Annotated in this window: 28 protein-coding genes and 2 other annotated features (1 of these 30 running past the window's edge); of the genes, 19 read left to right on the top strand and 9 right to left on the bottom strand. The window is 35.9% G+C overall.

What is annotated here, in order from left to right; all coding sequences use genetic code 11:
* Nucleotides 1-14 precede the first annotated feature (14 nt).
* A complete protein-coding gene (locus tag T513_RS0100990; RefSeq protein ID WP_029070701.1) occupies nucleotides 15-314 on the bottom strand; it encodes a PTS sugar transporter subunit IIB in 300 nt (99 codons plus the stop codon).
* Nucleotides 315-427: 113 nt separating this feature from the next.
* Nucleotides 428-637: a hypothetical protein gene (locus T513_RS0100985; RefSeq protein ID WP_029070702.1), complete on the bottom strand. Its 210-nt coding sequence runs from the start codon at nucleotides 635-637 to the stop codon at nucleotides 428-430.
* Nucleotides 638-944: 307 nt separating this feature from the next.
* Between T513_RS0100985 and T513_RS11605 the strand changes: the two genes are divergently transcribed.
* The 4 genes from T513_RS11605 (at nucleotide 945) to T513_RS0100960 (ending at nucleotide 4,636) form a co-directional block, all read left to right on the top strand.
* Nucleotides 945-2,525 (top strand): C40 family peptidase, encoded by a 1,581-nt coding sequence (locus tag T513_RS11605; protein WP_051654337.1) that lies wholly within the window; start codon nucleotides 945-947, stop codon nucleotides 2,523-2,525.
* Nucleotides 2,526-2,609: 84 nt separating this feature from the next.
* Nucleotides 2,610-3,167, top strand: coding sequence for a chromate transporter (locus T513_RS0100970; protein ID WP_031588552.1), 558 nt, complete (start codon nucleotides 2,610-2,612; stop codon nucleotides 3,165-3,167).
* On the top strand, nucleotides 3,164-3,703 hold the full coding sequence (locus tag T513_RS0100965; RefSeq protein WP_031588550.1) for a chromate transporter: 540 nt from the start codon (nucleotides 3,164-3,166) through the stop codon (nucleotides 3,701-3,703). The genes T513_RS0100970 and T513_RS0100965 overlap by 4 nt, the downstream gene beginning before the upstream one ends.
* A 15-nt stretch (nucleotides 3,704-3,718) precedes the next feature.
* Nucleotides 3,719-4,636: a GTP-binding protein gene (locus T513_RS0100960; protein WP_029070705.1), complete on the top strand. Its 918-nt coding sequence runs from the start codon at nucleotides 3,719-3,721 to the stop codon at nucleotides 4,634-4,636.
* A 22-nt stretch (nucleotides 4,637-4,658) separates the two neighbouring features.
* Here the strand turns inward: T513_RS0100960 and T513_RS0100955 are convergent, their stop codons facing one another.
* Complete coding sequence (locus T513_RS0100955) at nucleotides 4,659-5,804, bottom strand: GGDEF domain-containing protein (RefSeq protein ID WP_080703070.1); 1,146 nt, start codon at nucleotides 5,802-5,804, stop codon at nucleotides 4,659-4,661.
* A 177-nt stretch (nucleotides 5,805-5,981) separates the two neighbouring features.
* Here T513_RS0100955 and T513_RS0100950 point away from each other — a divergent pair, with 177 nt between their 5' ends.
* Nucleotides 5,982-6,284: a PTS sugar transporter subunit IIB gene (locus T513_RS0100950; RefSeq protein ID WP_029070707.1), complete on the top strand. Its 303-nt coding sequence runs from the start codon at nucleotides 5,982-5,984 to the stop codon at nucleotides 6,282-6,284.
* Between the two features lie 71 nt (nucleotides 6,285-6,355).
* Here the strand turns inward: T513_RS0100950 and T513_RS0100945 are convergent, their stop codons facing one another.
* Complete coding sequence (locus T513_RS0100945) at nucleotides 6,356-7,357, bottom strand: GGGtGRT protein (RefSeq protein ID WP_031588548.1); 1,002 nt, start codon at nucleotides 7,355-7,357, stop codon at nucleotides 6,356-6,358.
* Between the two features lie 20 nt (nucleotides 7,358-7,377).
* Nucleotides 7,378-8,070, bottom strand: a complete 693-nt coding sequence (locus T513_RS0100940) for an iron-sulfur cluster assembly scaffold protein (RefSeq protein ID WP_029070709.1) — start codon at nucleotides 8,068-8,070, stop codon at nucleotides 7,378-7,380.
* 351 nt (nucleotides 8,071-8,421) lie between these two features.
* Between T513_RS0100940 and T513_RS0100935 the strand changes: the two genes are divergently transcribed.
* The 14 genes from T513_RS0100935 to T513_RS12115 all read left to right on the top strand — a co-directional run bounded on the left by T513_RS0100935 (nucleotide 8,422) and on the right by T513_RS12115 (nucleotide 21,745).
* The gene (locus T513_RS0100935) at nucleotides 8,422-9,333 is read left to right on the top strand and encodes a LysR family transcriptional regulator (RefSeq protein ID WP_031588546.1); all 912 of its coding nucleotides are present in this window, start codon (nucleotides 8,422-8,424) and stop codon (nucleotides 9,331-9,333) included.
* Nucleotides 9,323-10,099: a Cof-type HAD-IIB family hydrolase gene (locus T513_RS0100930; protein ID WP_029070711.1), complete on the top strand. Its 777-nt coding sequence runs from the start codon at nucleotides 9,323-9,325 to the stop codon at nucleotides 10,097-10,099. The genes T513_RS0100935 and T513_RS0100930 overlap by 11 nt, the downstream gene beginning before the upstream one ends.
* A 113-nt stretch (nucleotides 10,100-10,212) precedes the next feature.
* A complete protein-coding gene (locus tag T513_RS0100925; protein ID WP_029070712.1) occupies nucleotides 10,213-11,430 on the top strand; it encodes an iron-containing alcohol dehydrogenase in 1,218 nt (405 codons plus the stop codon).
* Between the two features lie 47 nt (nucleotides 11,431-11,477).
* Nucleotides 11,478-11,671: a binding site (T-box leader), on the top strand.
* Nucleotides 11,672-11,701: 30 nt separating this feature from the next.
* The gene (gene alaS, locus T513_RS0100920) at nucleotides 11,702-14,311 is read left to right on the top strand and encodes an alanine--tRNA ligase (protein WP_031588544.1); all 2,610 of its coding nucleotides are present in this window, start codon (nucleotides 11,702-11,704) and stop codon (nucleotides 14,309-14,311) included.
* Between the two features lie 86 nt (nucleotides 14,312-14,397).
* Nucleotides 14,398-14,652, top strand: a complete 255-nt coding sequence (locus tag T513_RS0100915) for an IreB family regulatory phosphoprotein (RefSeq protein ID WP_029070714.1) — start codon at nucleotides 14,398-14,400, stop codon at nucleotides 14,650-14,652.
* Nucleotides 14,652-15,077 carry a Holliday junction resolvase RuvX gene (gene ruvX, locus T513_RS0100910; RefSeq protein WP_029070715.1) on the top strand — a complete coding sequence of 142 codons (426 nt, stop codon included), beginning with the start codon at nucleotides 14,652-14,654 and terminating at the stop codon, nucleotides 15,075-15,077. Before T513_RS0100915 ends, ruvX begins: the two co-directional genes overlap by 1 nt.
* On the top strand, nucleotides 15,077-15,355 hold the full coding sequence (locus tag T513_RS0100905) for a DUF1292 domain-containing protein (protein WP_031588543.1): 279 nt from the start codon (nucleotides 15,077-15,079) through the stop codon (nucleotides 15,353-15,355). The genes ruvX and T513_RS0100905 overlap by 1 nt, the downstream gene beginning before the upstream one ends.
* A gap of 23 nt (nucleotides 15,356-15,378) precedes the next feature.
* Complete coding sequence (locus T513_RS0100900) at nucleotides 15,379-16,476, top strand: lactonase family protein (RefSeq protein WP_031588542.1); 1,098 nt, start codon at nucleotides 15,379-15,381, stop codon at nucleotides 16,474-16,476.
* 114 nt (nucleotides 16,477-16,590) lie between these two features.
* Nucleotides 16,591-17,643, top strand: a complete 1,053-nt coding sequence (gene mltG, locus T513_RS0100895; RefSeq protein ID WP_031588541.1) for an endolytic transglycosylase MltG — start codon at nucleotides 16,591-16,593, stop codon at nucleotides 17,641-17,643.
* Nucleotides 17,644-19,158: a U32 family peptidase gene (locus T513_RS12455; protein ID WP_236700953.1), complete on the top strand. Its 1,515-nt coding sequence runs from the start codon at nucleotides 17,644-17,646 to the stop codon at nucleotides 19,156-19,158.
* Nucleotides 19,145-20,398, top strand: coding sequence for a peptidase U32 family protein (locus tag T513_RS0100880; protein WP_031588540.1), 1,254 nt, complete (start codon nucleotides 19,145-19,147; stop codon nucleotides 20,396-20,398). The genes T513_RS12455 and T513_RS0100880 overlap by 14 nt, the downstream gene beginning before the upstream one ends.
* Complete coding sequence (udk, locus tag T513_RS0100875) at nucleotides 20,388-21,011, top strand: uridine kinase (protein ID WP_029070719.1); 624 nt, start codon at nucleotides 20,388-20,390, stop codon at nucleotides 21,009-21,011. Before T513_RS0100880 ends, udk begins: the two co-directional genes overlap by 11 nt.
* A gap of 44 nt (nucleotides 21,012-21,055) precedes the next feature.
* The gene (gene greA, locus T513_RS0100870) at nucleotides 21,056-21,538 is read left to right on the top strand and encodes a transcription elongation factor GreA (RefSeq protein WP_029070720.1); all 483 of its coding nucleotides are present in this window, start codon (nucleotides 21,056-21,058) and stop codon (nucleotides 21,536-21,538) included.
* 48 nt (nucleotides 21,539-21,586) lie between these two features.
* Nucleotides 21,587-21,745, top strand: a complete 159-nt coding sequence (locus T513_RS12115) for a hypothetical protein (protein WP_155266046.1) — start codon at nucleotides 21,587-21,589, stop codon at nucleotides 21,743-21,745.
* Between the two features lie 25 nt (nucleotides 21,746-21,770).
* Here the strand turns inward: T513_RS12115 and T513_RS0100860 are convergent, their stop codons facing one another.
* The 4 genes from T513_RS0100860 to T513_RS0100845 all read right to left on the bottom strand — a co-directional run bounded on the left by T513_RS0100860 (nucleotide 21,771) and on the right by T513_RS0100845 (nucleotide 26,017).
* Complete coding sequence (locus T513_RS0100860; protein ID WP_031588539.1) at nucleotides 21,771-23,237, bottom strand: LCP family protein; 1,467 nt, start codon at nucleotides 23,235-23,237, stop codon at nucleotides 21,771-21,773.
* A gap of 80 nt (nucleotides 23,238-23,317) precedes the next feature.
* The gene (locus T513_RS0100855) at nucleotides 23,318-24,112 is read right to left on the bottom strand and encodes an ABC transporter ATP-binding protein (RefSeq protein WP_031588538.1); all 795 of its coding nucleotides are present in this window, start codon (nucleotides 24,110-24,112) and stop codon (nucleotides 23,318-23,320) included.
* Complete coding sequence (locus tag T513_RS0100850) at nucleotides 24,105-25,028, bottom strand: ABC transporter permease (protein ID WP_029070723.1); 924 nt, start codon at nucleotides 25,026-25,028, stop codon at nucleotides 24,105-24,107. The genes T513_RS0100855 and T513_RS0100850 overlap by 8 nt, the downstream gene beginning before the upstream one ends.
* A gap of 17 nt (nucleotides 25,029-25,045) precedes the next feature.
* Nucleotides 25,046-26,017: an ABC transporter substrate-binding protein gene (locus tag T513_RS0100845; RefSeq protein WP_080703069.1), complete on the bottom strand. Its 972-nt coding sequence runs from the start codon at nucleotides 26,015-26,017 to the stop codon at nucleotides 25,046-25,048.
* Between the two features lie 39 nt (nucleotides 26,018-26,056).
* Nucleotides 26,057-26,203: a binding site (T-box leader), on the bottom strand; it runs 73 nt beyond the window's last position.

Here is a 26,203-nt window from a genome sequence, read left to right as displayed (position 1 = left end):
GGATTCTTTTTACATTAATCATTTTTAGCTAAAGCTTCATCTAATACTTTTTTAGCATTGAATTGTGTAAAGTCTTCATCTGAGATGAGAATTACTGGGGTTTCAGGATCAGCGAGATCTTCAAATTTAGAAAGAGAACTCTTAAGTTGAGGTGTAACAAGAACGATGTCAGCCTGATCAATTGAATATTCTACAGCTGTTTCAGCTGCAGCCCATACTGTAACATCAATGCCTTTCTGGCTTGCTTCATCTTTTAATTTAGCAGCAAACATATTAGAAGTTACTCCTGCTTTGCAACATAATAATATTTTCATAGCGAATCTCCTTTCAGCTTGATTTATCTATTACTATTTTATCATACTGTTATAAAAAAACATTCTTTTCATGTCGTTTTGAAAAAAATAAAAAAAAGACATCGCAAGATGTCTTATTCATGAGTATAGCCTTGAAGCTCTTCAAGGGTGATTGTAGAAATATTATCAATGATTTCATCTAGTTCTTCATAAGAAAGAGAATAGAGAAATCCTAGTCTTAAATCAGGGAAACGATATTTTAAGACAAGTTCGATAGTTGTAATCTTAGCCATCTTTTTTTGTAGTTCCCAATGATCATCATTTAACATATTATTCTTATCCATAGTCACACCTCATCATTTTCTTTTCTATTATCGTAACATAGTCAACTTACTAATTGTATTTATATTATACAAATTAATATTAGGAATATCGTAATTAGATAATAAAATTCTATTTATGTGATAAATATTTAATGAGGAAATATAATATTTCAGGGTTATAACTCAAATCAACCTTAAAAGTCGAAAAGAATATAGTCTTTTTCCGAATAATTCTCTTGAATTTGTACTTATTTAATGTTACTGTTAAGAAGCGGAGATTAACAATTATCAAGATATAAAGAGGATACGGGAAAAAGGGGGCATTTATGTGAAAGTCAAGCATTTCGTTAAGTTGGCTCTTGTATTCGCATTGGCAGTACCGACAATGATGGTTTCATCTAATGAAGCTTATGCGGATGAATTTACTGGAAAAGAAGATACTTATTATCAGTTATGTTCTTCTAAAAAGTTAACAAAAGGACAGAGGAAGACTTGTGAGTCTTTTAATGCATATTTAAAGAAGAAAAGTACTAGCATTAAACAAAATATTTCTGATGGTCAGTCAGAGGTCAGCAAGACTAAGGATTCTATTTCTGATATGCAGACTAAGATTGGTCAGTTGAGCTCTCAGATTTCAACGACTCAATCACAGATTGACTATGTTCAGAAGTCAATTGAAAATACAGAACAGGATTTAAAGGATAAGCAGGAAAAACTTAAAGAAAGAATCTATGCGATTCAGTCTACTGCGAATTCTACAAGTTATGCAAGCTATTTATTTGGTGCAGAAAACTTCTCTGATTTTTTCTCTAGAGTTGCCACTGTTGGTGATCTGACATCTTATGAAAATGATCTGATGGATGAAATCAACAATACTAAAGCAAAGTTAAAATCACAGAAATCAACTTTAGCCGTAAATAAATCGAATCTTGATAATGCTAAAAAACAGTCATCTACATTATTGAAGCAATATAATACAAAACTCCAGTCTCAGGAATCAGATGTACAAAATGATCAGAATTCATTAAAGAACAATGAAGCAACAATTGATCAGATTGAAGATAATCTAGAAGAAATGAAGAAAGCTGAAGAGCAGGCAAGAATTGAAGCGGCAAGAATTGCAGCAATCAAGAAAAAGCTTGCCGAAGAAGCAAGAAGAAAAGCAGCTGAAGAAGCTGCTAGAAAGAAAGCTGAAGAAGCAGCAAGAAAGAAAGCTGCGGAAGAAGCTAAAAAGAAAGCCGCAGAGGCTGCCAGAAGAGCTGCTGAAGCTGCCAGAAAGAAAGCTGAAGAGGCTAAGAAGAAAGCCCAGGCTGCAGCGAGAGAAGCAGCTAAGAACAAGGCTTTAGCAGAGGCTAAGAAGAAAGCTGAAGAAGCAGCTAAGAAAGCTGCTGAGGAAGCGAAAAAGAAAGAAGCGGCTGCTAAGAAGAAGGAAGCAGAAGCAAAGAAATCTAAGTCATCTAGCTCAAAATCTTCAAGTTCTAAGTCTTCAAGTTCTTCTAAATCATCTAGCTCATCAAAATCATCTTCTGCGTTAGGTGCTGAAATTGCTGAAAAAGCATTATCTAAACGTGGATGCTGGTATAAATGGGGTGCCACTGGTCCAAGTACATTCGACTGTTCTGGATTAGTATGGTGGGCACACCGTCAGGCTGGCGTGAATTTTGGTAGAACAACTACTTATTATTTAGCTGTCATGGGACGTTCAGTAAGCCGTGGATCTATGAAACCTGGAGATATTATCTTATTCTCTAGAAATGGATCTCGTTCAGGTGTTCATCATGTAGGTATCTATATTGGTGATGGATGCATGGTACATGCACCATACACTGGCGCAAAGGTTTCGGTTATTTCTTTAAACAGAAGTGCTTACTATAGCGGACAGTTCTATTGTGCGAGAAGATTATATTAATAAGAAGGGATCGTATCATGTGATATGATCCTTTTATATTGCAGAAGGATGATTTCCACCATATAATGCTTTGGGGAGGTTCGTATGAAAAAGAAACATCTTTACTTGGAACTGTTTTTATCGATGTTATATTTGTCTACTTTTACTTTTGGAGGAGGCTATGTTATTGTTTCTTTGATGAAGAAGAAGTTCTGTGATGAATTGCATTATATCGATGAAAATGAAATGCTTGATTTTGTAGCTATTGCACAGTCATCTCCCGGGCCAATTGCGGTTAATGGTGCTATAATACTTGGATATAAGATGGCTGGTATAATGGGCGTATTTATTTGTGTACTAGGTACTATTATTCCTCCTTTTGTAATATTGTTTGTGATTTCAATGTTTTATGAGGCGTTTATGTCTAATCAAATAATTAAAGGGCTTCTTTCAGGGATGAGAATTGGTGTTGCGGCATTGATTTTAAGTGTTGTCTATGAAATGTTAAAAGGTGAAATGAAAAGTCACATGAAAAAGACAGTACTGCTTTTTATTTTAGCATTAGTTCTCAATGGCTATTTTCAGTTTAATGTAGCTTGGATCGTTCTTGGATGTGTTGTCTTTGCATTAATTGATGTTTATGTTAAAGGAGGGAGAAAATGATTTATTGGCAATTATTTGCTTCATTCTTTTATATAGGATTATTTAGCTTTGGTGGTGGCTATGCCTCTATGCCGTTGATTATTGAACAGGCAATTAGCACCCATCATTGGATTGATATGGGTACCTTTACAAATCTTTTTACGATTTCACAAATGACACCAGGACCCATTGCGATTAATGGTTCTACCTTTGTCGGAATGCGTGTTGCAGGGCTTTCTGGGGCGATTATAGCGACAATAGGGTGTGTGCTGCCTTCTTGTATTATTGTGACGATATTGGCGATTATATACAATAAATATAAAGATATCGATTGGCTTAAGGGGATCCTTTCTTATCTTAGACCAGCGGTAATCGCAATGATTGCGATTAGTGGGTTAACTTTGTTAGGGGATGCTGTGCATTTTGGACATAACACTTCTTATTTTGCACTTGTTGTGTTTATAGTGAGCTTTGTTCTTCTTGTGAAGTATAAGGTGAATCCGATTATCATTATGGTAGCCTGTGGTATTTTAGAAGTAATTATTAATATGTTGTGATAGGAGATGAAAAAGATGGTTAAGATAGATCTGATTACAGGTTTTCTTGGTTCAGGCAAGACAACCTTTATTAAGAAGTATGCAAAATACTTGTTAGAACAAGGTGAAAAGATTGCGATTCTAGAAAATGATTATGGTGCAGTTAATGTGGACATGATGCTTTTACAGGAATTAGGTGATCAGTGTGAATTAGAGATGGTGGCAGGTGCATGTGATAGAGAATGTCATCAGCGAAGATTTAAGACAAAATTGATTTCTATGGGCATGAGAGGATATGATCGTGTACTTATTGAACCATCAGGAATCTTTGATGTGGATGAGTTCTTTGATGCTCTTCATGAATCACCACTTGATCAGTGGTATGAAATAAATAATGTTATTGCGATTGTGGATGCACATCTAGAAAGTGAACTAACTAGACAAACAAGATATGTTCTTGCTTCTGAAATCATGGATGCAGGCATGGTTGTTGTAAGCAAGGCGAAAGGCATTGATGATAACCGTGTCAGTGCAATTACAATGCAGCTTAATGACGCATTAAAGGAATTTGGGTGTCGTCGTCAGATTGATGCTTTATTTACTAAAGATTGGGCTGAATGGAATGATGAAGATCTTTATGCAATCAGTCATTGTGGCTATGAAGCAGAAAGTATGATGAAGATTTTTGATAATGATCATTATGATTCATTATTCTTTATGAATAAACATCTTGATTTAGAGACATTAAAGAAACGTGTAGAAGATATTTTTTCTGATTCACTCTGTGGTCATGTTTTTAGAATAAAAGGTTTTATGCGCTGTGATGATCATTATGTAGAAATTAATGCGACAAAAGATCATATGGACTTTTCTGATATCAAGGAGGGTCAGGATGTTATCATTGTTATTGGAGAACAGCTCTCTCAGCCTCATATTGATGCCTATTGGCAATAAAAAAACACCCTCGGGTGTTTTTTTATTTTTGAAGAAATTGTTTATGTAGCATCTTTTCTTTATATAAGTTCTGATCAGCCTGATGAATAAGTGATGTGATTGTTTCATTTTGATCATCACATCTTGATAATCCGATAGAAATATTGATGTTGTAATCTTTTTTATCGGTATTTAAGTCCTGAATGTTTTTTCGTATGGCAATCATAAGGTTAGTGATGTCATTATAGTTGCCATCAATGATAATGATAAATTCATCTCCGCCATATCTTGCAATATAGGGTCTTCTTTTAAAATGATGACAGGCGTTCTTTAATGCATCCGCAATCTCTTTTAAGACGAGATCTCCTTCAATATGACCGAAGTTATCGTTGATGTATTTGAAGTTATCTGCATCAATCATGGCGATGTAGACATCTTCAATGGGATTATGAATCTTGTCACTGATATAGTCTAACAATCTTTGACGGTTGTTTAATCCAGTAAGAGGATCAATCGTGATGGATTCATAAAGAACAGAAAGATGAAGCAGTACCAGATTAAGTGTCAGTCCTATTGATATGATTGGATAGTTCATAAAGAAAACACTTAAAAAGAATGTCAAGCCACACATACATGGGAAAATAATCATCTGGATGAGTTTCTGCTTTCGTGAGGGATTAATCTCATAATGTGCCTGTATGATGGAATTAACGACAAGATGCAATAAATAGAGACTGAGAATGCTTAAATAGATCACGTAGGCTGGCCCTCTATTATAGCCGTTATCAAAATAGAACAGTGAGTGAGTAGCTGTTGAGAAGATAGCTATCATGACTGAAATAAGAAAAGGGATAGAATAGAGAAATATTGTTTTAGAAGAAAGATTGTTTTTCGGCTTTCTTATGTTTTCAGAGTAGAAGAACATTGAAAGAATGGTTTCTGCCAAGAAAATAAAGAATAACATCTTAAATAAATAGAATAAGAATAGATAGTTATCACTTATTGGTGGTATCTCACATATCCTTGAAAGAATGTTGCTGGTAAAACACAGAAGACATGAAAGAAGTATTCTCGTATATAAGGTTTTTGAATATTGTTTCTCGATATCATACTTTAGACGGATAAGGAGAATTGATATAATCGCTATGCAAAATAAATAGTTTTCACAATATAATATTAAGTTTTCCATAATAATGCTCCTGAATTAAGTGTAACACAATAAAAAAGTAAAATAAATGTCAAATCGTAAATAAAAGATATGGAAGATATAATATTTAAAATAATTGAAAATGATTATTATTTACAGATTCTGAAAATAATAATGATGTAAGGGCTTTTAATGATAAAATGTAATAAGGAGGTGGACATGGTGAAGATTTTATTAATTTGTTCAGCAGGGATGTCTACAAGTCTTCTAGTAAATAAGATGATTAAAGCTGCAGAAGCTAAGGGGTTAGAAGATATTACTATTGAAGCTCATCCAGAAGCTGAAGTGACAAGTGCAGGAGCAGATGCTGATGTTATTCTTTTAGGCCCACAGGTTCGTTTCGAACTTAAGAAAGTTAGCGGATTGTTCCCAGATAAACCTGTTGAAGTCATTGATATGAAAGACTATGGCATGATGAATGGTCAGAAGGTTCTTGAACACGCATTAACTTTAGTAAAGTAGAAAAGAAGGCTTGATGAGCCTTCTTTTAATATACAAAGAAAGACTCCCGAGGGAGTCTTTTTAGTCGTTAATTATTTAGAAGCTTCTTCAATAGCTACAGCTACTGCTACAGTAGCACCAACCATTGGGTTGTTACCCATACCGATTAAGCCCATCATTTCTACGTGAGCAGGTACAGAAGAAGAACCAGCGAACTGAGCATCAGAATGCATACGTCCCATAGTATCAGTCATACCATAAGAAGCAGGACCTGCTGCCATGTTATCTGGATGTAATGTACGACCAGTTCCACCACCTGATGCAACTGAGAAGTATTTTTTACCCATTTCGATACATTCTTTTTTGTATGTACCAGCTACTGGATGCTGGAAACGAGTTGGGTTAGTAGAGTTACCAGTGATTGATACATCTACACCTTCTTTATGCATGATAGCAACACCTTCACGTACGTCATCAGAACCATAGCAGTTTACTTTAGCTCTGTCACCATTGCTGTAAGGAGTTCTTGAAAGTTCTTTTACTTCACCAGTGAAATAATCGAACTGAGTTTCAACATAAGTGAAACCATTGATTCTTGAGATGATCTTAGCAGCATCTTTACCTAAACCGTTTAAGATAACTCTTAATGGTTCTTTTCTTACTTTGTTAGCGTTTAATGCAATCTTGATTGCACCTTCAGCTGCTGCGAAAGATTCATGACCAGCTAAGAATGCGAAACATTTAGTTTCTTCATCTAATAATCTTGAACCTAAGTTACCATGACCTAAACCTACTTTACGGTCATCAGCAACTGAACCAGGGATACAGAATGACTGTAAACCAACACCGATAGTTTTAGCAGCGTCAGCAGCCTTCTTGTCACCTTTCTTAAGTGCTAAAGCAGCACCTACAGTATAAGCCCAACATGCGTTTTCGAAGCAGATTGGCTGAGTAGACTTAACGATATTATAAACATCGATACCAGCATCATCGCAGATTTTTTTTGCTTCTTCGATATCTTTGATACCATATTCGTTGAGAGTTTTGTTGATTTGGTTAATACGTCTTTCGTAACCTTCAAATGTAATTGCCATTATATCTTTCTCCCCCTATATTATTCTTTTCTTGGATCAATGTATTTAGCAGCGTCTGCAAATCTGCCGTATGTACCTGTTGCTTTTTTGATTGCTTCATTAGCATCCATACCATCTTTTACCATTTCCATAACTCTACCTAAGTTAACGAATTCGTAACCGATGATTTCATTATTTTCATCTAAAGCGTTTCTAGTGATGTAACCTTCAGTTAATTCAAGGTAACGAGGTCCTTTAGCGTTTGTTGAGTAAGCAGTACCAACCATTGAACGTAAACCTTTACCTAAGTCTTCAAGACCAGCACCGATAACTAAACCATTTTCAGAGAATGCTGACTGAGTACGTCCGTAAACAATCTGTAAGAATAATTCTCTCATTGCAGTGTTGATTGCATCACAAACTAAGTCAGTGTTTAAAGCTTCAAGGATAGTTTTTCCTGATAAAGCTTCAGCAGCCATTGCTGCAGAGTGAGTCATACCTGAGCATCCTACTGTTTCGATTAATGCTTCTTCGATGATACCTTCCTTAACGTTTAATGAAAGTTTGCAAGTACCTTGCTGTGGAGCACACCAACCGATACCATGAGTGTAACCAGAGATATCTTTGATTTCTCTTGAGTATACCCATTTTCCTTCTTCAGGAATAGGAGCACAACCGTGATGAGCGCCTTGTGTGACAGGACACATGTTCTTTACTTCTGATGAATAGATCATTAAATTTTTTCCTCCTTTAATTAACGATAAACTAATAACTCATTTTTCATACCCACACCATATAAGCATGAAAAAGCACCCTTATAATTGTAGTACTTATTATTAGCCAGAAGCTCTTTAGGGATTCTGATCCCAAGGATTGCATTTCCCTGTATCTATATTATTACTTTTCTTGAAAATATGAAAGATAAAATCCTTAATTTCTTAAGAAAAAATGCCTTTTTGTACGCCTTGGGATAAAACATTTGTATTTTTGATAACTATTTGATATATGCGGAAATGAAGCAGGATAATAATGGTATCGTTTTCATTTTTCCTATGTTAGAATAGGGAGTATGCGAGGTGAATAAAATGAATATCGATCATTTAAGATATATTCTTGAAGTAGAGAAGCAGGGATCTATCTCAAAGGCTGCTAAAGTGCTTTATCTCAATCAGCCTTATTTATCAAAAGTTATTCAGGAAGTAGAGAATGATTTAGGCTTAAAAATCTTTAAGCGTTCTCATCATGGTATGGAAGTGACCAACCGTGGTCAGGAAGTGATTGCTAAGATTGAGAATATCATTAAGGATTTTAATGAGTTAAGTCATTTGTCCTGTTTAGAGGAAACACTTTCTTTTCATGTAGCAGTCCCTTCATCATCTGTTTTTGTAGAAGTCTTAAAAGAGTTAATCTCTCAAAATAAAGAGAGTTCTTATCATATTCATTATGAAGAAGAAGGACCTAAGAACATTATTGAGAAGGTTTCAAATGGAGATGTTGATTTTGGTATTTTAAGATGCTTTGATTTTTCTGAAGTCTATTATGAAAATCAGTTGCTTTACCGCAATATAAAAAGCAGTCTTTTATCTACTTCAAAACTAAAGCTTCTTATTTCATCTCACTCACCTCACGCAAAGAAACAGACGCTTTCTATTGGTGAACTTAAAAATGATGTGCATATCATACACGGAACATCTATGCCAGGACATACAATGTCATTTGTGCAGTCACTTCTAGAAAAGGAGGGCGTTGATAGAAGCATCATGGTTAGTGAAAGAGAAACGATGTATTCTCTTCTTTCTAGCATGGATGATGCGTTTATGTGGAGCACCCATCTTCCTAAGAGTGTATTGGATCGTTATGATCTTTGTTTAAAAGAATGTAATGATTATGAAATAGTAATCAAGGATTTCTTGATCTATAGGAAAGGATATGTCTTCTCAAATGAGGCACTAAAGTATATTGAGCGTCTAAAAGGAGCATTGAACAATGAATATTAAAGCAGTTTTTTTTGATATTGATGGAACACTAGTAAGTTTCAAGAATCACAAGATGCCAGCTTCTACAAAAGAGGCCTTATGGCAGCTTCATAATAATGGTATAAAGATCTTTATTGCGACTGGTCGCTTTAAAGATGGATTAGAAGTGTTGGGAGATATTCCTTTTGATGGCTATATCACTTTAAACGGACAGTATTGTTATACAAATAAAGAAGTGGTTTATGAGAACTTTATTGAAAAAGAGGATCTTGCTTCATTATTGGAAGTGTTAGATGAACAACCATTCCCTTGTGGATTTACTATGAAGACTGGAAAAATCTATAATTATAAGGATAAGCGTGTCGCTGAAATTCATTCGATTACACATAATGATGATCAGCCTACTGGAGATCTTTCACGTGTTCTTGATGAGAAGGTCTACCAGCTTATGTGTTTTGTATCTAAACAGGAAGAAGAGAAACTTCTTGAGAAAATGCCTCACTGCACAAGTGCAAGATGGCATCCATTGTTTACTGATGTCACACCGCTAGGAGGGACAAAACAGTTAGGTATTGATAAGTTCCTTTCCTATTATAATATTGATAGACAAGAAACCATGGCCTTTGGTGATGGGGGAAATGATCTGCAAATGTTAAATCATGTTGCTCACGGGATCGCTATGGGCAATGGTGAAGAGCAGTTAAAGCAGATTGCGGAATATGTCTGTGATGATGTTGATCATGATGGAATAGTCAAGGCTTTAAGACATTATGAACTCATTAAGTAAGTATATATATTTCGATATAGAGATATACTAATTTCATTCTAATCTCAGTTGTGAATTTTTTGATAAGATAATTATATGAAAACGGTTACAGTTTATTGCAAGGAGGCTATATTATGAAAAGATTTACATTACCTAGAGATTTATATCATGGAAAAGGGGCTTTGGAAGCCCTAAAGACATTACAGGGACATAAAGCGATGGTCTGTGTTGGTGGCGGATCTATGAAACGCTTTGGCTTTTTAGATCGTGCCATTGATTATTTAAAAGAAGCTGGTATGGAAGTGCAGCTATTTGAAGGTATTGAATCAGATCCATCGGTAGAGACAGTCATGAAGGGAGCAGATGCAATGCTTGCTTTTGAACCTGATTGGATTGTAGCCATCGGTGGTGGTTCACCAATTGATGCCGCAAAAGCAATGTGGATCAAGTATGAATATCCTGATTGTACATTTGAAGATATGTGTAAGGTATTCGGTATTCCGCAGTTAAGAAAGAAAGCACATTTCTGTGCAGTTTCATCTACATCTGGTACAGCTACAGAAGTTACAGCTTTCTCAATTATCACTGATTATGAAAAAGGTATCAAATATCCAATTGCGGACTTTGAAATCACACCTGATGTCGCTATCGTAGATCCTGAACTCGCTGAAACAATGCCACAGAAGCTAGTTGCTCATACTGGTATGGATGCTATGACACATGCAATTGAAGCTTATGTGTCTACTGCCAACTGCAACTATACTGATCCATTGGCAATCTGGGCAATCAAGATGATTCAAAGAGATTTAGTCAACTCTTATGAAGGAGATATGACTGCTAGAGATAATATGCATGATGCACAGTGTCTAGCTGGACAGGCATTCTCTAATGCGCTATTAGGAATTGTACATTCTATGGCTCATAAGACTGGTGCTGTCTTTGCGGATTATGGAGCACATATCATCCACGGTGCAGCTAATGCAATGTACTTGCCAAAAGTTATTGCATTTAATGCGAAAGATCCAACTGCGAAAGCACGCTATGCGTTTATCGCTGATGAAATGAAGCTTGGTGGAAATAATGAAGATGAAAAAGTAAAATTACTTATTGAATATTTAAGAGGAATGAATGATTCCTTGAATATTCCACATTGTATCAAGAACTATGGAGCAGATTCTTATCCAACTGAAAATGGATTTGTACCTGAAGAAGTCTTCCTAGAAAGACTTCCAGAGATTGCTAAAAATGCGATTGCGGATGCATGTACAGGTTCTAACCCACGTCAGCCAAGTCAGGAAGAAATGGAAAAGCTGCTTAAAGCTTGTTACTATGATCTAGATGTAGATTTCTAGAAGATAAAACTATTGAAATATGCGAATAAACCCATTATAATGTTGATGTTAAATCGTAGAAGAAGAAGAGTACCTTATAGAAGTGGCAAGAGAGGAAACGGATGGTGCAAGTTTCTCATGACTATGGGGGAAGCTACTTTGGAGAGTGATGTAAACATCAACGTGAGCCTGCGTTAAGGGTATAAAGAGCAAGGCGTAAGCCTTGAATAAGGATGGTACCGCGATTATAGTCGTTCCTTTTATAGGAACGACTTTTTTATTAGGAGGACACATGAAAAAATTAACAGGTAATCAAACTAGACAGATGTTCCTTGATTATTTTAAGTCTAAGGGACATATGATTGAACCAGGTGCAAGCCTGATTCCTCACAATGATCCAACTTTACTTTGGATCAATGCTGGTGTAGCTGCATTAAAGAAATATTTCGATGGGACAGAAAAACCTGCCAGCCATCGTATTGCCAATGCACAGAAATCAATTCGTACTAATGATATTGAAAATGTAGGGAAGACAGCACGTCATCATACTTTCTTTGAAATGCTTGGTAACTTCTCAATTGGTGATTATTTTAAAAGAGAAGCCATTCATTTTGCTTGGGAATTCTTAACAGGTGAAGATTGGATTGCGATGGATAAAGATAAGCTTTATGTCACAGTCTATACTGATGATGAAGAAGCATATCGTATCTGGACTGAAGAATGTGGCGTAGATCCTAGCCATATGTGGAAGACTGCTGATAACTTCTGGGAAATCGGTGAAGGTCCTGGAGGTCCTGATAGTGAAATCTTCTATGATCGTGGAGAAGATTTTGACCCAGATCATATCGGGTTAAGATTATTGCATGAAGATCTAGAAAATGATCGTTATGTAGAAGTATGGAATATCGTATTCTCACAGTTTGATTGTAATCCTGCCATTGATCGTAAGGAATACAAGGAATTGCCACACAAGAATATTGATACAGGTATGGGATTAGAAAGACTTGTTTCAATTATCCAGGGTGGAGAAACAAACTTTGATACAGATTTATTCTTGCCTTTAATTAGAGAAACAGAAAAATTAGCTAATGTTTCTTATGAAGAAAACAAGATGGCTTATAGAGTTATTGCTGACCATATCAGAACTGTTACTTTCGCATTAAGTGATGGAGCAATGTTTGATAAGGCTGGTAGAGGATATGTATTAAGACGTATCTTAAGAAGAGCTGTTCGTTATGGTAAAGCTATTGGTATTGAAGGAGCTTTCCTTTATGAATTAGTTGACACAGTTTCAGATATGATGAAAGAATTCTATGATTATCTTCCTTCTAAAGCTGAAATGGTTAAGGCTAGTGTCAAGAAAGAAGAAGAAGCATTTGCTAAAACATTGAACCAGGGTGAAAAGAGAATTCAGAACTTCATGAAGAAACATGAAGATGAAAAAGTCATCGATGGCAAGACAGCATTCATGCTTTATGATACATACGGATTCCCTTATGAACTAACAGTAGAAATCGCTGAAGAAAAAGGCTTCACTGTTGATGAAGAAGGATTCCATGAAGAAATGAAAGCTCAGCAGGAAAGAGCAAGAGCTGCTAGAGGAGATCTTGAATCATTTGCATCTCAGAAAGCAGATTTAATGGATTTTGAAGAACCATCTACATTCAATTATGATCCTTCACCAATTGATGGAAAAGTTATCGCTTTATTCAAGAATGGTGAAAAGGTTGAAGAAATTACTGATGAAGGTGAAATTATCTTTGATCAGACTACATTCTACGCTGAAATGGGTGGACAGGTTGCTGATAAGGGAACATTTGCTAATGATCATGTTGAAGGTGAAGTTGTTAATGTTCTAAAGGCACCAAATGGTCAGCATCTTCATTATGTAAAAGTTAACGGTAGCGTAAAAGTTGGAGATGTCTTCACTTTAGAAGTAGATACAGCTAAACGTGTACTTATTGAAAATAACCATACAGCAACACATTTATTAGATGCTGCACTTAAAGAAATCTTAGGTGAACATGTGGCACAGGCTGGTTCTTATGTTGATGAAAAGGGATTACGTTTTGACTTTACACATCCTTCAAAGATGAGTGAAGAAGAAATCAAGAAAGTTGAAGAACTTGTCAACATGAAGATCTTCGCAGGTATTCCTGTAGAAATCTCTGAAATGAAAAAAGAAGATGCCTTAAAAGCAGGCGCTACTGCTTTATTTGATGAAAAGTATGGAGATGTTGTCAGAGTTGTAAAGGCTTCTGATTTCTCTGTTGAATTATGTGGTGGATGTCATGCTCCAAATACTGGAAGAATTGGTTTATTTAAAATCAATGTTGAATCATCAGTTGGTTCTGGTATCAGAAGAATTGAAGCTGTGACTTCATCAGAAGCCTACAAGGCTATGATGGCAGAAAAGGAAACTGTCAATGCTGTTGCAGCAACATTAAAATTAAAGAACCGTGCTCAGGTAGTAGAAAAGGTTGCAGATTTAGTAGATGAAAATGCTGCCTTAAGAAAAGAAATTGAAAAGTTAAATGGTCAGTTGAATGCTTTACAGGCTAAGTCTAAAGCAAGCGATGTTGAAGAAGTCAATGGTGTAAGATTCTTGTATGAACATGTAGAAAAGAATGCCAAAGATGCTAAACAGCTTGTCTTTGATTATAAGGATACATTAGGAAGTGGTGTTATCTTCTTAACAAGTACATTTGAAGATAAGAACTCTTACTTTGTTGGTGTAACTAAAGACTTAAATGAAAAAGGCATTAAAGCAGGGGACCTTGTTAAATCTATCAATGCGGTAATGAATGGCCGCGGTGGCGGAAAACCTGATATTGCTCAGGGTGGAGCACCTACTCTTGATGGTGTAAAAGAAGCTATTGAGCTTATTAAGAGTAACTTATAAGTCTACTTAATTGTAATTTGTTTATAATTGGTATACAATATAAGAATAGAAACGGCTTACATTGATATAAAGGAGGTCTTCGTAGGATGAAAGATTTACAAAAGACGCAAGTTTTCAATTCAGCAGAGTTGAGAAAAGAAGCGATTCATAGCAATCTTGTGAGTGTAGCAAAAGCATTGGATGAAAGAGGATATAATGCGGTTCATCAGATTGCAGGATATTTAATTTCTAATGATCCAGCTTATATTTCTAGTCATCGTGGTGCACGTTCGATCATTCAGCAGATTGATCGAGATGTAATTATTGAAGAGCTCGTAAAATTCTATTTGGAGAATAAGTAATGGAAAGAATTTTAGGTTTAGATCTTGGATCAAGAACATGTGGCATTGCGGTAAGTGATTCATTAGGAATGCTTGCTCATGGTGTTGAAACATATCGTTTTTCTGAAGGGGCTTATAAGAAATGCGCTTATCGCGTTAAGGCTCTTGTGGAAGAATACGGTATTCATAAAATTGTATTAGGATTGCCTAAACATATGAATGGTGATTTGGGAGAACGCGCCCAGATCTCCATTCATTTTAAGGAAGTCCTAGAAAATATGATGGATGTTGAAGTTATCTTGGAAGATGAAAGATTGACAACTGTTATTGCAACAAACAATCTGATCTTTGGAGATGTTTCAAGAAAGAAAAGAAAAAAAGTAGTGGACAAGATGGCAGCTGTAGAGATTCTTCAGGGGTATCTTGACCGTATAGGGAGACAATAATGAAAGATAATAAAATTACTGTCTATGACCAGTCTGGAGAGAAGAAGGAATTTGAAATCCTGTTTACTTACGATGATGAAGATTCATCTTCTCATTATGTTTTCTATTATGATGAAAATGATGAAGAACAGGTATTTGTATCTAAATATGATGAAGAAGGACATCTTTATCCTATTGAAGATCCAAAAGAATGGGATAAGACAGAAGAAATTCTTGATTCTTACCTTGCCAACGATGCAGTGGACGGTGAGTCCTGCGGTGGGGAAGACTGCGAATAAATATTATTAGTGAGGAGTAATATATGGGCCTATTTAATCGAACAAAAAAAGTAGATATATTTTTCGTTGGTTCAGAAGGAACTGAAATTGACAGAGGTATATATTCTTTTTACATAGATATTAATACAGGGGAAATTTTTAAGCGAAAATTTACAAAGGCACAGGCTAGTCCTTTGTCCATGCATAAACATGGCCGCTGGATGTATATCACATATCGAAATGGCTCAGGAAATCAGGTTGATGGAGGCATCTGGCAATATGCCTGCATGGATCTGCAGCTTGGTTTAGCTGCACGTGTTTCTCACGAGGGACATACATTCTTTAGTACAGCTGTAGACGGGGATAGAAAGTATCTCTATGGTGTTGATTATTACAACGGAGAAGTCGTTAAGTCACCAATCAAGAAGTCGAAAGTTGTAAATATTAAAGTTGTTGATGAATTAAAAGGAAAAGGCATTGATCCTATTAAGCAGACAGAATCACATCCAACCTTTGTGTGTGTGACACCACAAAATAAGATTCTTGTTACCGATATGGGTGGCGATGAAGTGATTCTATATGATCAAGGTGAAAACGGTGCTCTTATAAAAGATGAAGAATGTTCATTTAAAGTCAAAGATGGCAGTGGTCCTAGAAAAGTAGTCTACTCTTCAAGAGGACATCATGCTTATATGATCAATGAGATTTCAAGTATGATCAATGTCTATAAGATCAATGATGGAAAATATGAACTTATTCAAGAACAGCTTTCATATAAAGAAGATGAATGCAAACATGAAAATACACCAACTGATATTATTCTCTCAGAAAATGGCAAATATCTTTTTGTCAGCAACAAGGGCGATGATACTGTCGTTGTCTTTGCTGTTAGCGAAGATGGCACAATCAAGCGCATTGACTGCATGGAAACTGATGCTGGCCCAATTGCGATGCTGATCTTTAAAGATCGTTGGCTTGTTGTCGCCTCTAAACAATCAGGAACAATTGAAAGCTTTGAAATAAGAGAAGGAGAACGTAATGGTGTCTTATATGAGACTCATTCAGCATTCTCGCTTCATCAGCCTGTATGTATGGAAAAAGGTGCAGAGAATCAAAGTGTTGTTATGAATATGTTTAACTAGAAGGAAGTTATAGACTTCCTTTTTATAATGAAAGAGTTTTCTCTTGTATTTCTCGACGTAAAACCTTTCTTATCTAAATAAAATCCTATATAATGAGAAAAAGTGAGGAACGTTATGAAGAAAAAATTATTAGTAATATTAATTGCCATTCTACTTATTGTAGCTGGTGGATCATATATGTATATAGATGGTACAAGACATGCCATTTCATCAAAGAGTAAGGATGTTATTGTGAGTGTCGACTCTGGTGAAAGTGCAAGAACAGTACTATCTAAGCTTAATAAGCATAAGCTAGTTAGAAATATTACTGCTGCTAAAGTGTATCTTAAGTTAAAAAAGCCATTGTTTAAGGCTAACACTTATAAACTTAATCAGAATATGTCATTTGCTAAGATGGTTTCTATCATGAAAGGAACACAGAAGCAATATATCATTAATGAGAAAGTTAAAGTGGGAGAAGGAACAACAATTCCGCAGACAGCCAAAGCGGTAGCAACTTATTTAACGAAGGTGACAGGGAAGACTGTAACAGATCAGGATGTTATCGCAAAATGGAAAGATCAATCTTATCTTAAATCATTGATTTCATCTTATTGGTTCTTGACTGATGATATTCTTCAAAAAGATATTCTTTATCCATTAGAAGGATACTTCTATCCAGAAACATATTATTGTAATGAGAAGAATCCTACTATTGAAAGTGTCACTAAGAAATTCTTAGATGAAATGGATAAGAAGCTTACTCCATTAAAAAGCAAGATTGCGGCTTCAGGATATTCAGTGCATCAATTTTTAGCATTAACAAGTGTCGTTGAAAGAGAATCGCTTTATGATAAAGATCAAGCAAAGATTGCAGGAGTATTTATCAACCGTCTTAATGCCAATAAGGCATTACAGAGCGACATCACTGTAAATTATGCCTTAGGCAGAACTGGCGTTAAGGTAAGTCATTCTATGCTTAAGGTGGATTCAAAATACAATACATACAAGTATAAAGGACTACCTATCGGTCCAATCTCAACAGTTCAGCTTAAGACTTTAAAAGCTGTACTAAATTATGAGAAATCAGATTATTACTATTTCTTCGCTAAGAAGGATGGTACTGTAATTTATTCTAAAACTTTTGAAGAACATCAGAAGGCAGTTAAGGAGAATAAGTGGTATTAAATGATATTTTTTGATGAATTAGAACAAAGTGCAAGAGAACGCAACATTCCTGTTATGCAAAAGGAAGGCATTCTCTTCTTGATTGAACAAATAAAAAAACATAAAGGACAGTCTTTATTGGAAATTGGTTCAGCGATTGGATACTCATCAATGATGATGGTATCCAACGTTGAAGGATTAAAAGTAGAAACAATTGAACGTAATGATGCATGCTACAAGGAAGCATGTGAACATATTAAAGCACATCATCTCGAAGATCGTATTACGATCTACCACGATGATGCGCTTCTCTTTGATGATCAGACATTAAAAAATGCTCCTTACGATATTATCTTCATCGATGCTGCGAAAGCACAATATCGTAAATTTTTCGAGAAATATGTACCATATTTAAAAGATGATGGTGTAGTTATAGTGGACAATCTTGATTTTCATGGTATGATTCATCATGTTGATGAAATTGAAAACAGAAATACAAGAGCACTCGTTAGAAAAATTGGAAGATTTAGAAACTGGATCAGACATAATAGAGATTATGCAGTTGAGTATTTCGATGTAGGAGATGGTGTATGTTTGATTACTAAGAAAAAACATCAATTAAGAATGGCGTTACATCTGACACATAAAGATTACATTCATGACTTCAAGCAAATGGGTGTAGAAATGTTTATTGTGGCAGGTGATTTTAGTGCGTATTCTCCTGTAAAGTATACTTTAGATGAAATAGCTGAAATCAATGAACGTGTCAATGAGACTTATGTGATGGTCAATGGATTATATGATGAACATGAATTAAGTCGTTTATTCAAGTACATTGATGAACTTGCAAAACTTTCTATCAGAGGAATACTATTCCAGGATTTTGCAGTATTGCACTATGTGAAGAAGAAAAGATATGAATTTGATATGATGTATGCACCGATGACCCTTAATACCAACCATCGTACATTAAATGTACTTGGTGATCAGGGGGTATCAAGTGCCTGGGTATCAAAAGAAATTCCTTTAGAAGAACAGATTTCTATTAAGAAAAATACGCATATGCCAATTATGATTCAAGGTCATGGCGTACAGTATATGATGTCAAGCAAGAGACATCTGATCTCTACTTATGAGCAGGCTATTGATAGAAGTTTTAATAAAGATAATGTTATCTTACATGCTCGTGAAAGTGATTATGCGAGTCATATTTATGAAGATGAACGTGGAACAACTATTTATAGTGTAAATAAGCTTTATACATTAGATCTATTTAATCAGCTTGATGTATTTGACTATCTTTATATTGAAACAAACTATATGGACGTAAGCGAAGCTATTGAAGTGACACATATGTACAGTGATTGTCTTAAGACATATTATGATCAGGGACTTGAAGTCTATGTGCATCATGTCAAAGAATATATGCCACTTCTTAAGAATATGTCTTCTCCATTAGATCGTGGTTTCCTTCACGATAGTACATTGTATCGTTTAGAAGATGTCAAGAGGAGGGATCGCAATGGCTCTATGTAGAAGAGATGAAAATGGAAAACGTGTATTTATCAAGAAGCCAGAGCTTCTTGCTCCAGCAGGAAATCTTGAAAAATTAAAGACAGCGATTCTCTATGGGGCAGATGCTGTATTTGTAGGGGGAAAAGAGTTCTCTTTACGTTCAGCAGCATCAAACTTTACATTAGAAGATATTAAGGAAGCTGTTGAGTTTGCTAATGAACATGGAGCTGATATCCATGTGACTTGCAATATTATTCTTCATGAAGATAATCTAGAAGGATTAGAAGAATACTTATTGACATTAGATGAAATTGGAGTTAAAGCGATCATTGTTGCTGATCCGTATATCATGATGCTCGCTAAAGAGCTAGGTGTTAAGATGGAAGTGCATGTTTCAACGCAGATGTCTACATTGAATTCAGAAGCTATCAAGTTCTGGAAAGAACTAGGCATGGAACGTGTTGTATTTGGGCGTGAAACAGAATTTAAGGATCTTAAGGTTATCAGAAAAAAGATCCCAAACATTGATATGGAATACTTTGTTCATGGAGCAATGTGTATTGCCTATTCAGGAAGATGCATGCTATCAAACTATTATTCAAGAAGAGATGCCAACCGCGGTGGCTGTTCACAGTCTTGTCGCTGGTATTATGATATCGAAGCTGATGGAGAAAGAATCAATCAGGAAGATGATATTCCTTTCTCAATGAGTTCAAAAGATATGGCACTTGTTCATCATATCGGTGAACTTATCGAAATTGGTGTGGATTCCTTCAAAATAGAAGGACGCATGAAATCTGTGCACTATATTGCGACCGTGGTATCGACATATCGAAAGCTGATTGATGCCTACTGTGCAGATCCTGATCATTTCAGGGATACATGGTATGAAAGTGAGCTAAACAAGGCTGCCAACCGTGCTTTTTGTGAAGGACTTTTTAATGGCAGACCAGATGCTAGTTATCAGCTTTTCAATCTTCGTGATGAACATCCCACACAGGAATTTGTCATGAGAGTACTTGATTATGATCAAGAAAAACATTTAGCTAAGATAGAACAAAGAAACTACTTTAAAGTAGGAGATACAGTAGAAATTTTCTCACCAAAGAGAGATAATTTTACATTTAAAGTAGAAAAAATCTATAATGAAGATAAAGAAGAAGTAGAAGTAGCCAATCATCCAATGGAAGTTCTCTATATTCCATTATCAGAGAATGTGGCCATGAATGATATGGGAAGGAAGGTTAAAAATGAACGATAAAGCAATCATTATTGGAATCGCAGGAGGAAGTGCTTCAGGTAAAACAAGTATTGCCGCAAAAGTCTATGAAGCATTTGAAGAAAAGCATCAGGTAGTTATTATCAAACAAGATGACTACTATAAAGATCAAAGCGATTTGCCAATGGAAGAGAGAGTAAAGACCAACTATGATCATCCATTAGCATTTGATACTGACTTGCTTGTTAAGCATCTAAAGATGCTTAAACAGAAAGTCACAATCGAAAAACCAACATATGATTACACTCAGCATACAAGAAGCAATATTACAGAAGTTATCGAAGGAAAAGATGTTCTTATCCTTGAAGGTATCTTCGTATTAGCTGAAGAAGAAGTAAGAAAACAGTGTGATATTCTTGTTTATGTAGATACTGATGGAGATATCCGTTTCATCAGAAGATTAAGAAGAGACATGGAAGAAAGAGGACGTTCACTAGATTCAGTATGTGAACAGTATCTTCATACTGTAAGACCTATGCATGAGCAGTTTATTGAGCCTTCAAAGAAGTATGCTCATATCATTATTCCTAATGGTGGCAGCAATGTTGTTGCGATTGATTTGCTGATCACTAAAATTAGAAGTATTATTGAATAAATCAACTAAATATGATATATTAATTTACGCGTGAGGTGAAAAATATGGATAATAAAGTCATTTTAACTCAAGAAGGGTACAAAAAACTACAAGAAGAACGTGAACACTTAGTCAACGTTGATCGTGTTAAGAATAGAGAAGACTTAGTATTAGCAAGAAGTCAAGGGGATTTATCTGAAAACGCCGACTACGATGCAGCCAGAGATGAACAGGCTAGAATCGAAGGTCGTATCAAAGAAATCGATGACATGTTAATGCATGCAGAAGTTATCGATGAAGCTGATATGTCTAGTGACGTTGTTAGACTTGGTAATATCGTTACTATCTTAGATTTATCTGAAGAAAATGCTGAAGAAGAATCTTACAAGATCGTAGGTACAACTGAAACTGATCCTTTAAATGGTAAGATTTCTAATGAATCACCATTAGCAAAAGCTATTCTTGATCATGCTATTGGTGATGTTGTTACTGTTGCGGTTGCTAGCCCATATGATGTAAAAATCACTAATATTGAAATTGAAGGATAAGAAAGAACAATTGTTCTTTCTTTTTTTAAAAAGAAAGGTGGATAATGTATGAAAACACTCTTATTGCCTGTTTTATTGTACTTAGGTGCTCTTATTCTTTATACAGCAGCACTTATTAAAGGAACAATGCTTTTTATGCTTTATGGCAGCATATGTCTTGTTTTAGGAGCAGTGAGCATGTTCTTTATGCTTCGTAATAAAAAATAATCTGGAGAACTTCTCCAGATTATTTTTAGTTTACAGATATTTTTTGACCATTGATCATATTCTGAATATATTGACGATGTTCATCAATACTATTCTCATCAGGAATCATATAATAAAGTGATGTATGAGGCATCAGATAGCCACCTAACATACGTTTTGAGTTACCTTCAAGAACAGTATTCATAATGTCCCATGATGGATGAGAAGCAATCTCTAGACGTAAAAGCTGCTTCATCTGATCAGAAGACATATTGGTCTGAATGGATGTCGAAAGAGCCTTCATGATTTCCGGATACTTCTTGATAAGCAGTGGAGAAGAAGACATCTTCTCAATAATAGCTTTCAAGACCGCCTGCTGGTTAGCAGCACGGTGAGAATCACCGTTGGTGTAAGTCTTTCTTTCTCTTGAGAATGCCAAGGCATAGCGCCCGTTCATAGTCTGCCATCCTTTCTTGATGGTAATGCCACGATCTGTCCATGGGACAAAGGTTTTATCGGAATAGATCTTAACGCCTCCGATGAGGTCAACGATCTTTGTAAGGGATGTGAAGCTGACACGTGTGTAAAAGTCAATATTGATATCAAGTGTATTGATTAATGTTTTTTGTAGAGTATAGGTACCAAATAAAGCCGCATGGCATAATTTATCTTTATGACCTTGAGCATTATTTAATGATACATAATAATCACGAGGAATGCTGGTCATCAGGATCTGATGTGTTTCTGGCTGAATTGTCACAAGCATATTGACATCAGAACGACAGGTTTCTGTTACACTCTTACGACTATCGACACCACTGATCAGTACTGTAAAAGCATTTTTAGAAATGTTTTTATTAGTAGAAGGGGTATCTTCTTCATCGTAGGTAAAGGATATCTTATCAACACAGTAGGCGTTGCGATTCCATCCAGTATAGTTGTTGGCGCATACTGTCTTATAGGCATCATTAATAAAGACCGCCTGAATCTCTCCACGGCGAAGAGAAGAAAGCATATCAAGAACAGTATCATAATCTTCCGTTTCACAATGGAGTTTATTTTTTATAATCTGCTTTGCTTTTGTATGTTCAGCCTCATCACCTAGAGTTAAGAGACCTACAGTCTGTCCTTGTAGCTTACCGATGCTGTTATAGCTGCCATCAATGACATATGTACGATAATTGGCAGTAGGATCAGATTTAGCCATTCCTGACAAGGCGGCATTCGCTACATTAAGGTAGGAAGAACTTATGACTAGGAAAAAAGAAAGCACAAGGGATAAGATGATTCCCGTCAATTGACGAAAAGCTTTTCTTTTTTCCTTCTTTTTTGGATAAATAATCTTATGTACAAGTCCTAATAATAAAATAAGTAGAACTGCAAGAAGAAGCTGATAGAACCAAGGTAAAAAAGCAATCTTAAGAGAAGTGAACATGATCAATAGCGAAGCAATGAACTGAGCTGCTAAGATCAAGGACCCCTTCTTGAATTTTGCATGTTTCTTTTTTTTCATTTAATCATCTCCTGTAGGGTCTATTATAACCTTTCTTTATAAAGGTGCAAACAAAAAAAGATAGAAGATGTTGTCATCTTCTATCCTAAAAGCATTCTATCATTAACAAATTCACTACCTGAAGCTTCTTCAAATTTCTTAAGAAGATCTGGTACAGTAAGCTGTTTTTTCTCTTCTCCTCTTACATCATAGATGATCTGGCCATCATACATCATAATAAGACGATTGCCCACATCGATTGCTTCCTGCATATCATGAGTGACCATCATAGTAGTAAGATGCTGCTTTGTGACAATTTCATTTGTCAGCATTAAAACCTTAGCGCTAGTGGCAGGATCCAATGCGGCAGTATGTTCATCTAAAAGCAGTACTTTAGGCTTCTTAACAGTAGCCATAAGCAATGTTAACGCCTGTCTTTGTCCACCGGACAATAATCCTACTTTAGAAGTCAAACGGTTTTCTAGACCTAATCCAAGAGGTTTAAGAAGTTCCTTGAATTCTTTTCTTTCTTTTTTAGTAATACCCCATCTTAAGGTTCTTGACTTTCCACGACGAGAAGCCATCGCCAAGTTTTCCTGAATAGACATGGCACTTGCAGTTCCAAGCATTGGATCCTGGAAGACACGTCCGATCATGGAAGCTCTTTTGTATTCAGAGTCCAATGAAACTTCCTTGCTGTCAATGAGGATATGACCACAGTCAATAGGGTAGACACCAGCAATCATGTTCATAAGTGTTGATTTACCAGCACCATTCCCACCGATGATAGTGACAAAGTCCCCATCATTTAATTCTAAGTTAATATTCTTTAAAGCTTTCTTCTCATTGATAGTACCAATGTTGAAAGTCTTTGAAACATTCTTGATCTTAAGCATTCTCATCCACCTCTTTCGTAAGTTTCTTATATAAGGCAACCTGCTTACGATTAGATAGAATATGTGGAATCGTTAAGGCAACGCCTACTACAATGGCAGTCAATAATTTAAGATCATCAGTAGATAAGCCGGCCTGAAGCACAAGGGCAATGATTAAACGGTAGATAATTGAACCTGTAACAATAGCAATTAATCTTACTAGGAAATTACCGTGATTGCCAAATACCACTTCACCGATAACGATGGAAGCTAATCCGATGACGATAGCACCAATCCCCATCTTAACATCCGCAAACCCCTGCTGCTGAGTAATCAATGCACCAGATAAGGCAATAAGACCATTTGATAATGTTGTCCCTACAAGCTTAGTAAAGTTTGTATTGACCCCAACAGCACGTACCATTTGTTCATTATTACCAGTTGCACGGATAGCAGAACCAAGTTCTGTACCAAAGAACCAGTAAAGAATAGCGATGATCATAACTGTAATAAGAAGTCCAACAATCATAGATGCCTGTGTTGTCTTTAATCCAGCACTATATCCCCAGTCATAAAGACTCTTTGTAGATAATAGTGGGATATTTGATTTTCCCATAATACGTAAGTTGATAGAATAAAGACCAATCTGTGATAGGATTCCTGCAAGAATGGCAGGAATGTGGCATTTTGTAAGTAGAAAACCAGTTACCCATCCGGCTAAGCATCCTGCTAAGGTAGAAACAAGAATCGCAACGATTGGATCACCACCGTTTACTAAGATCACTGCACACACTGCACCCCCGGTAGCGAATGATCCGTCAACAGTCAGATCTGCAATATCAAGCAGTCTGAATGTAATGTAGACACCAAGTGCCATGATGCTCCAGAGAATCCCCTGGTTAACGGCACCTTGCATCGCGTTAATCCATAAATCCATAAATATACCCCTTTGTTTTATTGTTTATTGGTAGTTACATAGTTAGCTTTCTTTTCAAGATCAGCAGGAACGCTTACTTTAAAGCGAGAAACCTGAGTCTTATTGATAGTAAGCTGACAGTCATTTGAATCAAGATATTCAATAGGCATAGTAGCAGGAGTAGCACCCTTAAGAATCTTAACAGCCATTTCTCCAGACTTCTGTCCTAATTTGTAGTAATCAATACCGTAAGTAGCTAATCCACCGTTTTTAACCATAGCTTCTTCACCACAGATAAGTGGAATATTGTTTTCATTTAAAGCCTGAGTTACAGTAGGAACATTTGCAGCTAATAGGTTATCAGTTGGAATATAGACAACATCAGATTTAATTGAACGAGCAACAGCATCGATATCATTTGAATCAGAAACAGTCTTTTCAACTACATTTAAACCGTTAGCTTTAGCTTCTTTAACAGCAATCTTAGCCTGAATTTCAGAGTTAGATTCACTTCCTGTATAAAGAACAGCAACTTCTTTTGCATTAGGTAATAATGATTTCAATAATTTAATCTGATCTTTAACAGGAGTTAAATCAGAAGTACCAGTAACATTGTTGCCAGGTTTCTTGTTAGATTTAACAAGCTTAGAAGTTTCAGGATCAGTAACCGCACTGATGACAACAGGAATATCCTTAGTCTTCTTTGCGATAGTCTGAGCAGCTGGAGTTGCAATTGCATAAATTAAATCAGGTGATTCATTGACCATCTGTTCAGCAATTGTTTCACAGTTAGAGATTTCTCCCTGAGCATTCTTTAAAGTAATATTCTTTGCACTATATCCTTCTTTAACAAGCTTATCCTTAAATCCTTTATAAGCAGCATCCAAGGCAGCGTGTGGCATATACTGTAATACTGCAATCTTTACATCCTTCTTGTCCTTTTTACTAGATGAATTACATCCAGTTAATACTAATCCAAGAACCAATAAGATACTTAAAACTTTTTTCATTTCCATTCCTCTCTTTCTTAAAAACAAAAAAGACTCACCCAAGAGGGCGAATCCACGCGTTACCACCTCTAGTTGCATAACTTTCACAAGTTCTGCCTTACTAGGTTCAAAGAACCATGTGCGATAACGGGCACTGCCGAAACAGCTTTTCTGCTGTATAACTCCGTGGTGAATTCAAGAACCTTT

The sequence above is a fragment of the Kandleria vitulina DSM 20405 genome, assembly GCF_000702065.1.
GTDB lineage: Bacteria > Bacillota_I > Bacilli_A > Erysipelotrichales > Coprobacillaceae > Kandleria > Kandleria vitulina.
This window is presented reverse-complemented; position numbering and strand designations above follow the sequence as displayed.

Bases quoted from the DNA above. Each gene is read 5' to 3' on its own strand.
- T513_RS12115 (WP_155266046.1), top strand. From the start codon at position 21,587: ATGAAAACACTCTTATTGCCTGTTTTATTGTACTTAGGTGCTCTTATT.
- T513_RS0100960 (WP_029070705.1), top strand. From the start codon at position 3,719: ATGGTTAAGATAGATCTGATTACAGGTTTTCTTGGTTCAGGCAAGACA.
- udk (WP_029070719.1), top strand. From the start codon at position 20,388: ATGAACGATAAAGCAATCATTATTGGAATCGCAGGAGGAAGTGCTTCA.
- T513_RS0100860 (WP_031588539.1), bottom strand. From the start codon at position 23,237: ATGAAAAAAAAGAAACATGCAAAATTCAAGAAGGGGTCCTTGATCTTA.
- T513_RS0100985 (WP_029070702.1), bottom strand. From the start codon at position 637: ATGGATAAGAATAATATGTTAAATGATGATCATTGGGAACTACAAAAA.
- T513_RS0100990 (WP_029070701.1), bottom strand. From the start codon at position 314: ATGAAAATATTATTATGTTGCAAAGCAGGAGTAACTTCTAATATGTTT.
- T513_RS0100855 (WP_031588538.1), bottom strand. From the start codon at position 24,112: ATGCTTAAGATCAAGAATGTTTCAAAGACTTTCAACATTGGTACTATC.
- T513_RS12455 (WP_236700953.1), top strand. From the start codon at position 17,644: ATGATATTTTTTGATGAATTAGAACAAAGTGCAAGAGAACGCAACATT.
- ruvX (WP_029070715.1), top strand. From the start codon at position 14,652: ATGGAAAGAATTTTAGGTTTAGATCTTGGATCAAGAACATGTGGCATT.
- T513_RS0100850 (WP_029070723.1), bottom strand. From the start codon at position 25,028: ATGGATTTATGGATTAACGCGATGCAAGGTGCCGTTAACCAGGGGATT.
- greA (WP_029070720.1), top strand. From the start codon at position 21,056: ATGGATAATAAAGTCATTTTAACTCAAGAAGGGTACAAAAAACTACAA.
- T513_RS0100965 (WP_031588550.1), top strand. From the start codon at position 3,164: ATGATTTATTGGCAATTATTTGCTTCATTCTTTTATATAGGATTATTT.
- T513_RS0100900 (WP_031588542.1), top strand. From the start codon at position 15,379: ATGGGCCTATTTAATCGAACAAAAAAAGTAGATATATTTTTCGTTGGT.
- T513_RS0100845 (WP_080703069.1), bottom strand. From the start codon at position 26,017: ATGAAAAAAGTTTTAAGTATCTTATTGGTTCTTGGATTAGTATTAACT.
- T513_RS0100925 (WP_029070712.1), top strand. From the start codon at position 10,213: ATGAAAAGATTTACATTACCTAGAGATTTATATCATGGAAAAGGGGCT.
- T513_RS0100940 (WP_029070709.1), bottom strand. From the start codon at position 8,070: ATGATCTATTCATCAGAAGTAAAGAACATGTGTCCTGTCACACAAGGC.
- T513_RS0100930 (WP_029070711.1), top strand. From the start codon at position 9,323: ATGAATATTAAAGCAGTTTTTTTTGATATTGATGGAACACTAGTAAGT.
- T513_RS0100915 (WP_029070714.1), top strand. From the start codon at position 14,398: ATGAAAGATTTACAAAAGACGCAAGTTTTCAATTCAGCAGAGTTGAGA.
- T513_RS0100935 (WP_031588546.1), top strand. From the start codon at position 8,422: ATGAATATCGATCATTTAAGATATATTCTTGAAGTAGAGAAGCAGGGA.
- T513_RS0100905 (WP_031588543.1), top strand. From the start codon at position 15,077: ATGAAAGATAATAAAATTACTGTCTATGACCAGTCTGGAGAGAAGAAG.
- T513_RS0100970 (WP_031588552.1), top strand. From the start codon at position 2,610: ATGAAAAAGAAACATCTTTACTTGGAACTGTTTTTATCGATGTTATAT.
- T513_RS0100950 (WP_029070707.1), top strand. From the start codon at position 5,982: ATGGTGAAGATTTTATTAATTTGTTCAGCAGGGATGTCTACAAGTCTT.
- mltG (WP_031588541.1), top strand. From the start codon at position 16,591: ATGAAGAAAAAATTATTAGTAATATTAATTGCCATTCTACTTATTGTA.
- T513_RS0100880 (WP_031588540.1), top strand. From the start codon at position 19,145: ATGGCTCTATGTAGAAGAGATGAAAATGGAAAACGTGTATTTATCAAG.
- T513_RS0100955 (WP_080703070.1), bottom strand. From the start codon at position 5,804: ATGGAAAACTTAATATTATATTGTGAAAACTATTTATTTTGCATAGCG.
- T513_RS0100945 (WP_031588548.1), bottom strand. From the start codon at position 7,357: ATGGCAATTACATTTGAAGGTTACGAAAGACGTATTAACCAAATCAAC.
- alaS (WP_031588544.1), top strand. From the start codon at position 11,702: ATGAAAAAATTAACAGGTAATCAAACTAGACAGATGTTCCTTGATTAT.